The sequence below is a fragment of the Deinococcus proteolyticus MRP genome (assembly GCF_000190555.1).
Classification (GTDB): domain Bacteria; phylum Deinococcota; class Deinococci; order Deinococcales; family Deinococcaceae; genus Deinococcus; species Deinococcus proteolyticus.
Genome location: NC_015161.1, coordinates 550,001 through 562,565 on the forward strand (window position 1 = coordinate 550,001; position 12,565 = coordinate 562,565).

Annotated in this window: 15 protein-coding genes; 11 read left to right on the top strand and 4 right to left on the bottom strand. The window is 66.1% G+C overall.

Features of this window, described 5'->3' with window-relative positions; genetic code table 11:
• The first annotated feature begins 34 nt into the window (after positions 1 to 34).
• Entirely contained in the window at positions 35 to 529 is a 495-nt protein-coding gene (locus DEIPR_RS02750; RefSeq protein ID WP_013614307.1) for a hypothetical protein, read from the top strand.
• On the opposite strand, the gene DEIPR_RS02755 is transcribed toward DEIPR_RS02750, so the two are convergent.
• Positions 526 to 1,068: a dihydrofolate reductase family protein gene (locus tag DEIPR_RS02755; protein WP_013614308.1), complete on the bottom strand. Its 543-nt coding sequence runs from the start codon at positions 1,066 to 1,068 to the stop codon at positions 526 to 528. The two genes, DEIPR_RS02750 and DEIPR_RS02755, sit on opposite strands and share 4 nt — an antisense overlap.
• 164 nt (positions 1,069 to 1,232) lie before the next feature.
• On the opposite strand from DEIPR_RS02755, the gene uvrB reads away from it, so the two are divergent.
• Positions 1,233 to 3,269 (top strand): excinuclease ABC subunit UvrB, encoded by a 2,037-nt coding sequence (gene uvrB / locus DEIPR_RS02760; RefSeq protein WP_013614309.1) that lies wholly within the window; start codon positions 1,233 to 1,235, stop codon positions 3,267 to 3,269.
• Position 3,270: 1 nt separating this feature from the next.
• Complete coding sequence (locus DEIPR_RS02765) at positions 3,271 to 3,573, top strand: metallophosphoesterase family protein (protein WP_049775044.1); 303 nt, start codon at positions 3,271 to 3,273, stop codon at positions 3,571 to 3,573.
• A gap of 337 nt (positions 3,574 to 3,910) precedes the next feature.
• On the opposite strand, the gene DEIPR_RS02770 is transcribed toward DEIPR_RS02765, so the two are convergent.
• The gene (locus DEIPR_RS02770) at positions 3,911 to 4,204 is read right to left on the bottom strand and encodes a hypothetical protein (protein ID WP_041221909.1); all 294 of its coding nucleotides are present in this window, start codon (positions 4,202 to 4,204) and stop codon (positions 3,911 to 3,913) included.
• 315 nt (positions 4,205 to 4,519) lie between these two features.
• Between DEIPR_RS02770 and DEIPR_RS14120 the strand changes: the two genes are divergently transcribed.
• Positions 4,520 to 4,663, top strand: a complete 144-nt coding sequence (locus DEIPR_RS14120) for a hypothetical protein (RefSeq protein ID WP_169310665.1) — start codon at positions 4,520 to 4,522, stop codon at positions 4,661 to 4,663.
• A 65-nt stretch (positions 4,664 to 4,728) separates the two neighbouring features.
• Here DEIPR_RS14120 and DEIPR_RS02775 read toward each other — a convergent pair whose 3' ends face one another.
• A complete protein-coding gene (locus DEIPR_RS02775) occupies positions 4,729 to 5,484 on the bottom strand; it encodes a metallophosphoesterase family protein (RefSeq protein ID WP_013614311.1) in 756 nt (251 codons plus the stop codon).
• On the bottom strand, positions 5,481 to 6,749 hold the full coding sequence (locus DEIPR_RS02780) for a uracil-xanthine permease family protein (RefSeq protein ID WP_013614312.1): 1,269 nt from the start codon (positions 6,747 to 6,749) through the stop codon (positions 5,481 to 5,483). Before DEIPR_RS02780 ends, DEIPR_RS02775 begins: the two co-directional genes overlap by 4 nt.
• Before the next feature lie 116 nt (positions 6,750 to 6,865).
• On the opposite strand from DEIPR_RS02780, the gene DEIPR_RS02785 reads away from it, so the two are divergent.
• From DEIPR_RS02785 to tatC, 7 genes are all read left to right on the top strand, one after another.
• Entirely contained in the window at positions 6,866 to 7,258 is a 393-nt protein-coding gene (locus tag DEIPR_RS02785; protein ID WP_013614313.1) for a hypothetical protein, read from the top strand.
• A 5-nt stretch (positions 7,259 to 7,263) separates the two neighbouring features.
• Positions 7,264 to 7,710, top strand: a complete 447-nt coding sequence (gene fabZ, locus DEIPR_RS02790) for a 3-hydroxyacyl-ACP dehydratase FabZ (protein ID WP_013614314.1) — start codon at positions 7,264 to 7,266, stop codon at positions 7,708 to 7,710.
• Positions 7,711 to 8,919 carry an LptF/LptG family permease gene (locus DEIPR_RS02795; RefSeq protein ID WP_013614315.1) on the top strand — a complete coding sequence of 403 codons (1,209 nt, stop codon included), beginning with the start codon at positions 7,711 to 7,713 and terminating at the stop codon, positions 8,917 to 8,919.
• Positions 8,920 to 8,993: 74 nt separating this feature from the next.
• On the top strand, positions 8,994 to 10,103 hold the full coding sequence (locus DEIPR_RS02800; RefSeq protein WP_041221910.1) for an MGDG synthase family glycosyltransferase: 1,110 nt from the start codon (positions 8,994 to 8,996) through the stop codon (positions 10,101 to 10,103).
• Positions 10,103 to 11,344: a polysaccharide deacetylase family protein gene (locus tag DEIPR_RS02805; protein WP_013614317.1), complete on the top strand. Its 1,242-nt coding sequence runs from the start codon at positions 10,103 to 10,105 to the stop codon at positions 11,342 to 11,344. The genes DEIPR_RS02800 and DEIPR_RS02805 overlap by 1 nt, the downstream gene beginning before the upstream one ends.
• A 97-nt stretch (positions 11,345 to 11,441) precedes the next feature.
• On the top strand, positions 11,442 to 11,711 hold the full coding sequence (locus tag DEIPR_RS02810) for a twin-arginine translocase TatA/TatE family subunit (RefSeq protein ID WP_013614318.1): 270 nt from the start codon (positions 11,442 to 11,444) through the stop codon (positions 11,709 to 11,711).
• Between the two features lie 34 nt (positions 11,712 to 11,745).
• Positions 11,746 to 12,528, top strand: coding sequence for a twin-arginine translocase subunit TatC (tatC, locus tag DEIPR_RS02815; RefSeq protein WP_041222310.1), 783 nt, complete (start codon positions 11,746 to 11,748; stop codon positions 12,526 to 12,528).
• Positions 12,529 to 12,565: the final 37 nt, after the last annotated feature.

Here is a 12,565-nt window from a genome sequence, read left to right on the forward strand (position 1 = left end):
ACTCCTGATACCTGCCGCATTGCTGGGTGGGTATATGTGGCAGGCGGGCCTGGATTTGCAACCTGGGCAGAACTTGCGGCACTACCTGGAACTCTGCCGGCGCGGGCGGGAAGACATCGCCTGTAAAGCCTTCCACGCAGAGGCCAGGCGTTATGACGGCCCCCTAACTCTAGTCTTTCCTAACAGCACGGGCGACCGTGAACTGACCGCCCGCCTAACTGCCTACCTGGTGCGGCATGGCTACCAGCCCGCTGACCTTTACCAGAATGCTGAGCTGCGCCGCCGCTTCTTTGAAGCTCATGCCTTTGCTGAGGCCGATTTGTCGGTGGGAACGCTGCGGACGCTAGACAGCCAGCCACACGAAATCACGTGTCCCAAGGATGCCAGAGGAGTCTGTGAAATGCGGCTGGATGGTGAGTTCATCTACAACTATTTCGCTGCGTGGCCTGAGCGGCAGCAGCAAGGCAGCCTCTACATGTTCGGCGGCCCGCTGAATGGGCGGCTGGGCTTCGTAGCGTTTCTAGATTAGCGCTCCACCCGCCAGCGCAGCCGCGCAAAATCCCCATTCATCCGCGCTTCTAGCAGCTTGAGCCGAGGCCAGCGCACCTCACGCGGCAGCAGAGGCATGCCCGCAGTCAAGGCGACGGGGGCCACGTCCAGCGCGATTTCGTCCAGTGCGCCTGCATCCAGAAACTGTCCTGCCAGGTCTCCGCTGCCTTGAATCCAGACGTTGCTGCTTCCCGCTGCCTGTCTGATGGCAGGCAGATGCTCCACCACACTGCCCCGCAACAAGCGCACATCGGCCCCCGCTGGCACGGGTAGGTCACGGCTGCTGAACACGAATACGGGTTTATCGCCGTAAAGCGTGGCCCATTTCTGCGGCTCAGCCAGCAGGCTTTCATGCGTCAGCACCCATTCATAGGTGTGTGCGCCCATCACCAGAGCGGTGTACTCGAACCCTGCCATATCTACCCCGTCAGCGGGAATGTCGAACAGCCAGTCCAGCGAATGCTCAGGCGTGGAGAGGTGGCCGTTCAGCGTGGTGGCGGTGTAGTAGATGAAGGGCATGGGCCGATGTTACAGCCGCTGCTCTCGCCCACCGCCCTGGAAGTACAGGCCCCGCTTGCCTGTAAGAGTTCTTTGCATGCTCACCCTCTCCCTTACGTTCAGAGCGTAAACTGTGGAGATGTGTTCCGCCCCTTCTGCCCATACTCGCGCCCCAAGGAGCCGTCATGTCTGAACGTAATCAGCGCCCGCTCAAAGTTCACTCCGAATTCCAGCCGTCGGGCGACCAGCCCACGGCCATTAGGACGCTGGTAGATGGTCTGGAAAGCGGGCTGAGGTTTCAAACGCTATTGGGGGCGACCGGCACGGGGAAAACCTACTCCATGGCGAAAGTCATCGAGGAAACCCAGCGCCCGGCCCTCATCATGGCTCCCAACAAGGTGCTGACGGCGCAGCTCGCTGCCGAGTTCCGCGAATTCTTCCCCGACAACGCCGTCGAGTTTTTCATCTCCTACTACGACTACTACCAGCCCGAAGCGTACGTACCTGGCAAAGACCTGTTTATCGAAAAGGATGCCAGCATCAACCAGGAAATCGAGCGCCTGCGCCACTCCACCACCCGCAGCCTGCTGACCCGCCGCGACGTGATTGTGGTGGCCTCGGTCAGCGCGATTTACGGCCTGGGCGACCCCGCCGAGTACACCGCGCTGAATCTGGTGCTCAAGGTGGGCGAGGAGGTGGGCCGCGAAGCCATCATCGAGCGGCTGGTGGGCATGCAGTACGAGCGCAACGACATCGAGCTGCTGCCAGGGCGTTTCCGCGCCAAAGGGGAGATGGTGGAAGTCTGGGCCGCCTACGACGAGCAGCCCACCCGCATCGAGCTGTGGGGCGATGAAGTCGAGCGCATCAGCCTGGTAGACCCGCTGACGGGGGACCGCATCACCGATATGGACGGCACCGTGGTTTATCCCGCCAAGCACTATGTCTCGGGCGCGGGCAACATTGAGCGGGCGATTGGCGGCATCGAAAAGGAGCTGGAAGAGCGGCTGGAGTATTTCATGTCCACGGGCAAGCTGCTGGAAGCGCAGCGCCTCAAGGAGCGCACCCTGTACGACCTCGAAATGCTGCGGGTACTGGGCCACTGCTCGGGCATCGAGAACTACTCGCGGCATATTGACGGACGCCGCCCTGGTGAGACGCCCTACACCATGCTGGATTACTTCCCGGACGACTTTATTACTTTTATTGACGAGTCGCACGTCACCGTGTCGCAGATTGGCGGCATGGCGAACGGGGACCGCGCCCGCAAACAGACGCTGGTCGACCACGGCTTCCGCCTACCGAGCGCGATGGACAACCGCCCGCTGAACCTGGACGAGTTCTGGGCCAAAACGGGGCAAGTGGTGTTCGTGAGCGCCACGCCTGGGCCGTTCGAGCGCGAGCACTCCGACCAAATTGCCGACCAAATTATTCGCCCCACAGGCCTGGTCGACCCGCCCGTGACCGTGCGCCCGATTCAGGGGCAGGTGGACGACCTGCTGGGCCGCGTGCGCGAGCGGGCCGCTGCGGGTGAGCGCACCCTGGTCACCACGCTCACCAAGCGGATGGCTGAAGACCTCACCGAATATCTGCTGGAAAAAGGCGTGCGGGCGCGGTACATGCACTCGGACATTGACTCGGTAGAGCGGCAAGTCATCATCCGCGACCTGCGGCTGGGGCACTATGACGTGCTGGTGGGCATCAACCTGCTGCGCGAGGGCCTCGACCTGCCCGAAGTGTCGCTGGTGGCGATTCTGGACGCTGACAAGCCCGGGTTCCTGCGCTCCGAGCGCTCGCTGATTCAGACGATTGGCCGCGCCGCCCGCAACGTGAACGGCGAAGTGATTCTGTACGGTGACAATGTCACCCCCGCCATGCAGTTTGCGATGGATGAGACCCTGCGCCGCCGCGAGAAGCAACTCGCCTACAACGAGGAGCACGGCATTACCCCGCGCACCGTGAGCAAGAGCGTGCGCGACGTGATTCGCGGCGAAGAAGTCGAGGGTGAAATCAGCTCCGAGAATGTCGGAGATGACCGCGAAGCCCTGACCGCCCAACTGACCGAGCTGGAACTGAGCATGTGGCAGGCGTCTGAAGACCTCGACTTCGAACTGGCCGCCAGCCTGCGTGACCAGATTCGCGCGATTGAGGCGAAGTTGCAGGGCAAGGAGTTCAAACAGGCGACCATTCCAGGGCAGAAGGTACGGAGAAAGGGGCGGCGGTGAGGTGAGGGTCGCCGTCATCAGCGATACTCACGGCAACGCCTTCGCCCTTCGCGCTGTGCTGGCCGATATTCGCGCCACCGCGCCTGACCTGATGCTCAATCTGGGGGACCAGGTGTACGGCAAGGCCGACCCGCGCACCGCTTACGAGTTGCAAGCCGAACTCGGCGCAGTGGAGGTGCACGGCAATACCGAAGAAATCCTGTCAGGTAGCGGTGAATTGCGTGACTGGCTGCGTGCTCAACTGCCTGCCGAAGCGGGGTGCTTGCCGCAGACTCCGCTCACGCAAACCGCAGCGGAAGGGTAGGTCCTCGCCTGTCACGGTTCCCTGGCAGATACGCGGGGGCATTTGCTGTGGCGGTGGCAACGCGGGCCATAGCCATACCTGGCGGCGAGTGTGGCAGAGCTGCGGGAGACGCTGGCGAGCGTCAGAGCCGACGTGGTGCTGTGCGGCCATACCCAGCACGAACCCCGACAACGGCATCTGTGCCAGCCGCGAAGCGTAGGTGAATGGGCACTGTTCCTCCACCGCTGCATTCAGATTGACTGCCACACAGGTCAGCATCGGCCCAATGCCCCAGCGAAGTCAGAGCAGCAAAAAAAGCCCGCCCCATAGAGGCAGGCTCTCCGGCATAGCTGACGCCTCAGACCACGATGCGTTTGAATTCGCCGCTGTCGTCGCGGGCAGGCAGCTGACCGTAAGCGAGTTCCTGCTCAACCACCTGCGCGGCAGCCTGGCCGTAGTCCTGGGCGGTGCGCTCGTCGCTATCGGTGGGCATGACGACCACATCGAAGCCACGCAGTTCGCCGTCGGCGTCCTGGTGACGGACTTCAATCCGCAGCTGGCCTTCCTCGCTGCTGTGGTGAATGGTCAGGCCGTCGCGGGGGTCTTTGGTGTAGGCGGCGTCGAAAGCCTGCTCAATCTCGGTCATGTTCATGGGCTCCAGTTTAGGCAAGGGCAGCCCATGCCGGATGCGAAAATTGCGCCGCGCCTTTACACTCGGTCCATGCACGCCGCCGCATTTCTGGCCGCCAGCCTGGACGGTTGCATTGCCCGCGAGAAAGTGGCGAGGACTGAGGCCAAGCTGAGTTTTTTGGCGGCATGGACGCCCCAGTTATGGGCCGTCGTACGTTTGAGCCGGTGCGTGGATTCAGGCCCTGACCGTGCGGTGACCGGCCGGCGGTGGTTCTGAGCCGCACCCTCACACCTGCCAACCTGCCTGCGCACTTGCCGCAGCGGCAAGTGCGCAGGGGTGCGCCGCATTTACGCCGACGGTGGGCAAGTGGTGCAGGACTTCATCCGGGCCCGGCTGCTGGACGAACTTACGCTAGCTACGGTGCTGCTGAACTTGCTGAGCAGCCAGAGCGTTGCTGGGGGGATTGGTGCAGAGCCGTGATCGGCTGGAAAAAGGCGTGATGGACGGAGTGTAGTTGACTCTGGTGCGGACGCTTCGCTGAAGGTTCAGGAGTCCTGCAGGATGTCGTCCTTAGGCTCCAAAATCAGCTCTATTTCTTCCCGGTCAGGTGCGCCGCTTTCCCGAATCCAGCGGGCTGCCGCCTGATAGTCGTAAGCCACCCGGCGGTGCTCGGCGTGCCACATGCCCCCGCGGCGCTCCAGCAGCAGCCAGGCAGCGCGGGGGTCGCCATCATTCGGCCAGTTGACCGGGCCGACATTGACCAGCAGCGTGTCCCCAATCGTGCGGGTGTCGGCACGGTGCATATGCCCGACCAGATAGACCCGATACCCGCCAAAATCTTGCAGTCGCCCGGCAATCTCATCTTCGGTCCGTCTTCTGGCCCGCTGGGTGGAGGAGTCGTAGTGGATAAGCAAGCTATTCCAAGGAGAAGCAGGCGTGCCGTGTGATGCCAAGACTTCCCCATCCGCCAGCACGGCCCTGAGCGGCAATGCGGCCAGCCGTTTCCGTTCGGCCAGCGGAAGCTGCTCGGTCAGCCACGCGCCTACCGCTCGCTTGTGAGAAGGCAATTCATCCGCAGGCAGAGCCAAAACCTCATCATTGTTGCCGCGCACCTCTAGCGCGTTCAGCCCGCGCTGAAGCTCCAGCGCCCGCAGGGGGTCGGCCTGTCCCCAGACCTGATCGCCCAGGTTGACGGTCAGGTCTGGACTGCACTGCTGCATGTCGCGCAACACCGCTTCGGCGGCGAAAGCGTTGCCGTGCACGTCGCTCAGTACCGCGATACGCAGGTCAGACCCGGTCAATGCCCCACCGCCTCCGCTTCCTCACGCTGGGCCGGTAGCAGCAGATTTGCCACAATGCCCACCAGCGCGGCCAGCGCCATGCCCGAGAGTTCCAGGTCAGTGCCGCCCACGTGCACCGGAAAAGCGGCCCCGCCCAGGCCCAGCACCAGAATCAGGCTGACCACAATCAGGTTGCGCGAGTGCGCGAAATCAATCTGCGCCTCGCTGAGGGTACGAATCCCCACGCTGGCAATCATGCCGAACAGCAGGATGGACACCCCGCCCAGCACCGCCGCTGGAAAGCTTTGCAGCACGGCGGCCAGTTTGGGCGAGCAGCCGAACAGGATGGCGAATGCGGCGGCGATGCGGATGATGGCCGGGTCGTAGACCTTGGTCAGGGCCAGGACGCCAGTGTTCTCGGCGTAGGTGGTGGCTGCCGGACCGCCCATCGCCGCACTGGTCATATTGGCGATACCGTCGGCAAACAGCGTGCGGGACAGCCCCGGCTTTTCCAGAAAGTTCTGCCCCACTACGCGGCCATTCACCACCACGTCTCCGATGTGCTCGATAAAGGTGACGATGGCGACGGGGGCGATGATGGCGACGGCCTGCCAGTTCAGCTCGGGCGCGTGAAAGGCGGGTAAGCCCAGCCAGGCCGCCCCGCGGATATTTTGCAGGGCCGCCGAGTCCACCGCGCCCAGTGCCAGCGCCGCCGCGTAGCCGGTGAGAATGCCCACCAGAATCGGAATCATGCGGAACAGCCCGCGCCCATAGATGCTGGCGACCACGGCGGCCAGCAGGGTGATAAGCGCCAGCGGCCAGTTGGTCTTGGCCTGGTCTACGGCCACGTGGCTCAGGCCCAGGCCAATGACCATAATGACCGGCCCGGTCACGATGGGCGGGAAAATACCCATGATGCGCCGGGTGCCAAACACGGAAACCAGCGCCGAGAACAGCAGGTACATGGCCCCCGCTGCGATCAGGCCGCCGGCGGCTGCGCCCACACCCAGTTCCTTGACCACCAGCGCTGTCGGGGCAATAAACGCAAACGAGCTGCCCAGGAAGATGGGCACCCGCCAGCCGCTCAGGGCATGAAAAATCAGGGTGGCGACCCCGGCGGCAAACAGGGCCACACTAGGCGGCAGGCCCACCAGAATCGGCACCAGCACGGTGGCCCCGAACATGGCGATGGAGTGCTGCACGCCCAGCACCAGCTTGCGCGTGAGTGGCAGCTCGGCGGAAGGATGCGGGGCCGGGGCGGAAGCGGGTGCAGGAGGCTGGGTCATGTCAGCCCTGAGTCTAGGGCAGGCCGTGTAGCGAGCGGGCCAGACGGCAAGCGGGCCGCTTGGGCAGTGCCTGGACAGACAGAGCGCCGTCCCGCGCTATCCTGAAACGTAATCTTATGGACACTGCCACTTCCGTTCCGGTCCGTTCCGGTGCGCGGCCGCTGCTGCTGGCGGCCGGCCGAGTTCTGCGCGGCGTGATGGCTGCCCTGTTCGCCCTGCTGGGGCTGTGCCTGGCGGCGCTGTGCGTGGGCCGCTTCGCCGCTCTGGGGGCCGGCGCGCCGCTGTGGCTGGACACCCTCTCGGCGGCCGAGCTGCTGGCCGGGCAGCTGCTGTTCGGGGCCGAGTACGCCGGCTGGGACGAGTTTGCCCGCGCGCTGGGTCTGGCCGTGCTGGGCAGCTTCGGCCTGGGTGCAGCGGGCTGGGCCTGGCCGCGCCGGCGGCGGGTACGTGCGGGAAGTGCGCCGTATGCGTTCTCGTATCAGGTCGAGGACAGGGGCAGCGTAAACTGAGAGGTATGACGGATTCTGTTCCCCCCGCTGCGCCCCTGATGATTCAGGAAGTCCTGGCGACCTTGCCGCACCGCTATCCCTTCGTGCTGGTGGACCGGGTGCTGTCGGTCGAAAACGGCGAAGTGCACGCGCTAAAGAACGTGACCATCAACGAGCCGTTTTTCGTGGGCCACTTTCCCCAGGAGCCGGTGATGCCCGGCGTGCTGATTACCGAAGCGCTGGCGCAGGCCAGCATGTTCTGTCTGCACGGCCAGATGCCGGCCGGTACGGTGGGCTACCTCGCCGGTGTGGAAGGTGCCCGCTTCAAGCGCAAGGTGGTGCCGGGCGACCAGCTGCACCTGTACGCCCGGCTGGAGTTCCTGCGCCGGGGCCTGGGCAAGACAGTCTGCCGCGCCGAGGTGGACGGCGAGGTGGCCGCCGAAGCCACGATTCTGTTCGCGGTCGCCAAATAAGTGTCGCGGATCAACCGTTACATCCTCTCCGAGCTGATTCCGCCGCTGCTGGCGGGCGTGCTGCTGTTCACGGCTCTGCTGTCGTTCGGGTACTTCTTCGTCAGCAGCCAGTGGCTGCAGGGCGTGGCGCCGGGGCTGGTGGCGCAGTGGATCGGGTATCAGGTGCCCGACACGCTGGTCAAGGTACTGCCGATGGCCGCCGTGCTGATGACCATCGTGGCGTTCGGGCGGCTGAACACCGAGCGCGAGCTGGTGGCGCTGCAGTCGGGCGGGATTGGGCTGGGGCAGGCGGGGCGGCCGGTGGCGCTGATTGGGTTGCTGCTGGCGCTGCTCTCGCTGTGGCTGAGCCTGTGGGTCGCCCCCAAAGCCAACGTGGAAACCCGCAGCCTGTACTGGGACGTGATGACCGGCTCGGGCCTGAGCAGCATGGCGGGCCGCACCCTGGACCTGGGAGGCGGCCTGAACGTGTACTGGGCCGGCTACGACCCCGCCACCCGCAAGTTGCAGAACGTGCGGGCCGAGCGCTGGAGCAAGGACGACCCCAAGCGGGTAGAACTGGTCTTCGCACGCGAAGGCACCTTCGAGGACAACCTTCTGCGCCTGACGGACTACCAGGCCTTTACCGTGAATTACGCCGCCGCTGCCGAGCTGGCTGCCGGGGCGCAGCAAAAACAGCCTGACCTGCCGCAGGCCGCCGACCCAGGCGCCAACCTGCTGGCGCTGCGGCAACAGGCCGAGGGCGTGAACAACCAGATTATGTCGGTGTTCCCGGTGATCGCCCTGGAAGACGACCCGCAAAAGCCGCTGGAACTCCAGTCCGGCACCTCGCGCAAGGAAGCGCTGGCCCGCTTTGCCGACGCTATTGGCGCCGATGACCAGGGCTGGGATCAGCTGACCGCCACCCTCAACGACCCGCAGGCGCACGCCACCGAGCGCCAGGACGCCGCGCTGACCCTCAGCCGCAAGGTGGCGCTGCCGTTCGGCAATCTGGTGCTGGCCCTGGCCGCGCTGCCGTTCGCGCTGCGCTTCGGGCGCAGCCTGGGCGTGAGCCTGGGCCTGGCGCTGCTGGCCTCGCTGGCCTACTACCTGCTGACCGCACTGGGCCTGACCCTGGCCGGTTCTGCTTCCGGGCCGCTGGCCCTGGCCTGGCCCTGGCTGGGCAACGTGGCGGTGTTGCTGGCCGGCCTGCTGCTGCTGAGGCGCACATGAGCGGGGCGGAGAGGAGAGGAGAGGAGGTGCCGCCTGAAGCGCGGCCACCTTCTTCAGCGCTCCACTCCGCCCTGATGATTTCGGCGTCTTTTGGGGGTGGGCACCATCAGGCGAGCAGTGCGGTGGCACAGGCCCTGGCCGAGCGCGTGCGGCTGCGGCTGGCCCAGGTGGACGCGGTGGAGATGCTGACCCCTGCCGAGCGGGCCTTGATTGTGGGCGTATACGGCTTTTGGCTGCGGCACCTGCCGGCCGCCTACCACGCTTTTTACCGCTGGACTGACCAGCCCAGCGAACCGCGCATCGTGACCTCGTCGTTCGAGTGGCTGGGCATTGGGGGGCTGCGCCGCGAACTGCTGGCGCAGCGGCCTGAGCTGGTGGTCAGCACGTTCCCTACGTCCGTTGCGCTGGCCGACACGGTCCGGCGGCGGGAGGGGCTGCACTTTCTGAATGCCCTGGTGCTGACCGATTACCGCGTGCATCACCACTGGGCCCGCCCGCAGGCCGACTTGCTGCTGCTGCCCACGGAAAGCACCCGCCGCGAGATGCTGGGCTGGGGCATGGCTCCGGAGCGGCTGGCAGTCACCGGGTTACCCGTATCGCTGGAGGTGGAGCGCCTCAGCCGTCTGGGCCGCCTGGAGCGCCGCCGCGAGATGCTGGCTGCCCTGGGCTGGGATGAAGACCCACCGGAGCCGCTGATTCTGCTTTCGGGCGGCAGCGGTGTGTACGGTGCATTCATGGAGATACTGGAAGTGCTGGGCAACCTGGGCGAGCGGGTCCGGGTCCTGGTGGTGGCGGGGCCGTGCCCTCCCGGTGTTCAGCAGCTGGGCGGCGCGGCGGTACACCACCTGGGTTACCGCGCCGACTTTGCCGCGTTGCTGGCCGGCGTAGACCTGCTGGTGGGTAAGGCAGGCGGTATGACCGTGGCCGAGACGACCGCGCTGGGGGTGCCGCTGGTGGTGTACCGCCCGATTCCCGGCCAGGAGGAGCACAACGCCGAGTACCTGCTGGAACACGGGGCCGCCCTCTGGCCGCGTTCACCGCACGAGCTGCGCCGGGCGGTGCTGACCCTGCTGGACCCGCAGGCCCGTGCCCGCACCGCCGCTGCCGCCCGCGCTCTGGGCTGTCCGGACGCCGCCCGGCAGGTGGCCGGCGAACTGCTGACCCGCCTGGGCTGGGAGGCGTGATGGGGCGGCGGCGTGGAGGGCAGCGCTGGACCGGGCCGGGCCTTTTGGCGGCTGGCCTGCTCGCCTATATCGGGCTGCCCTATCTGCTGGTGCAGCGCCTGGGCCTGGGCACCGTGCGCCAGGGCCGGCCCAGCGGCGAGCGGGTGGCCCTCACCTTCGATGACGGTCCCGACCCGCAGCACACCCCCGCTGTTCTGGACGCCTTGAAGGCAGCCGACATGCGGGCCACCTTCTTCCTGCTGTCAGGCGCGGCCCGGCGGCACCCGGAACTGGTGCGGCGCATTCAGGCCGAAGGGCACGAAATAGGGGTGCATGCGGCGCGGCACCGCCATGCCTGGGTCCGCCCGCCCTGGGAGGCGTACCACGACCCTGTTCAGGCCCGCCGTGACCTGGAAAGACTGAGTGGTACGCCTGTCCGCTGGGGCCGCCCCCCGCATGGGGCGTACAGTCTGGCGAACCTGCTGGGCCTGCGCCGGGCCGGGCTGACGCCGGTCCAGTGGAGCATTGAAGGCGGTGACTGGGAGCGCGGGGCTGCGCCGCAGGGGGTAAAGGGCCGGGTGCTGCGTGAGCTGCACGGCGGGGCGGTCATCGTGCTGCACGACAGCGGCCCTGGGGCGCAGGTCACACCAGCGGCTTTGCCGGGGCTGCTGCGGGGGCTGGCGGAGCGGGGTTTCTATTCCGTCACGCTGAGCGAGCTGGACGCTGCGCCGGTCACGCGGCAACACCTGCCCGCCCGGCTGATGGCGGGGCTGGACCGCCGCCTGGACCGCTGGCTGGGCATCCGCCCGGCTCTGGGGCGGCAGGGGGGCCTGTTCCGGCTGCAACCGCTGGGCTTTCCGCTGGGGGGGCTGCGTTGGCCGGACGGCACTCCTATTCCCAGGGGCACGCCGGCGCTGGAATTTCATGTCAACAACCCGCTGCTGGTGGATTTGGGGCTGCGCCGCTTTCCGCCGCGTGCCCGGCGCGAGTTCGGCTGGGTCGCGCAGGACTGGCGCGGGCGTCCCGAGTTGGAGCAGGCCGAGTTCATCTACTGTCTCAGCGTGCACGGGCCGGTGCTGGAGCGCCTGGGCTTCCTGAGCGTGCCGCTCGCACCCCATGACCAGAAGCGGCTCAAGCTCTGGTCGGACCTGATGCACCGGGCCTACGGGACCCAGCCGCGCAAGGCCCAGCCAGTGCTAAGCATCATGAGCCGGGACGAGTTCCTGAACCGCTTTGGCCGAACTGTGACTGAGCCGGGATAGGGGGCAGCCCCCGCGCCTTTTAACCCTAATGTTGACTGGGCAGGAATACAGTGGACCTGACAGCGGGCTGTCTCTGGCCCGCTAGACTGGAGAGACTATGCCATTTGGCCCACTCGAACTACTGATTATCGCCGCCGTCATTCTGGTGCTGTTCGGTGCCAGCAAGCTGCCGCAGCTGGGCAAAGGCCTGGGGCGCGGCATCAAGGAATTCAAGGAAGAAACCCGCGACCTGAACCGCCCCGGTCCGGACGCCGTGCCGCTCAATTCCGAGCTGCGCCGTGACGTGACCGACGTGCAGGCCACCGAGCTGCCCCGCGTAGAGATTCGTGACGCTGTGGGCGCCGAGCCGCGTGACCGTCAGGGCTGAGCAGGTGCCCCCTGAACCCCCGGCGTCCGGGCCCGTGACCCCTCCCGTATCTCCCCAGGAAGAACTCCAGAGCGCCACGCTGCTGGAGCACCTCGGTGAACTGCGTACCCGCCTGATCTGGTCGGCGGCTTTCCTGGCTATCGGTATGGGGCTGGCGTTCTGGGTGCACCAGCCGCTGCTGGGGCTGCTGCAGGCCCCGCTGAACGCCTCGGAGCAGTTTCAGGCCGGCGAGGTCAAGCTGATCAGCACCAGCCTGACCGGGCAATTCATGGCCGCGCTCAACCTCAGCTTCTGGGCGGGTATGGCCATCGCCCTGCCACTGATTCTGACGCAGGTGTGGGCCTTTATCGCGCCGGGCCTGTATGCCCACGAGCGGCGCTGGGGCGTGCCGTTCATCGTGGGGGCGGGGGTCGCCTTTGCGGCAGGTGTCACCTTCGGGTATTTCTTCGTGCTGCCGGCGATGGTGCGCTTTTTTCTGGATTTCCTGGCCGGGCAGGTGCAGGCCATGCCGGATGTCGCGCAGTACATCGGCATGGTGGTCACGTTCCTGGTGGCCTTCGGGCTGGCCTTCGAGCTGCCGATTCTGGCGGTGCTGCTCACGCGCATCGGCCTGATCAACCATCACCTGCTGCGTTCCGGCTGGCGCATCGCGCTGGTGGGCATCCTGATTCTGGCGGCGCTGATTACCCCGACGCCCGACCCCGGCACCATGCTGCTGGTGGCCGGGCCGCTGTACGTGCTGTACGAGCTGAGCATCCTTCTCTCGCGGGTGTTTCAGGTGCGCGTGCCGGACGACGACGAGCCGGTGCGGATTTAGCGGGCGGCAGTTGCCTTAACTGTTCGCCCCTATCCTT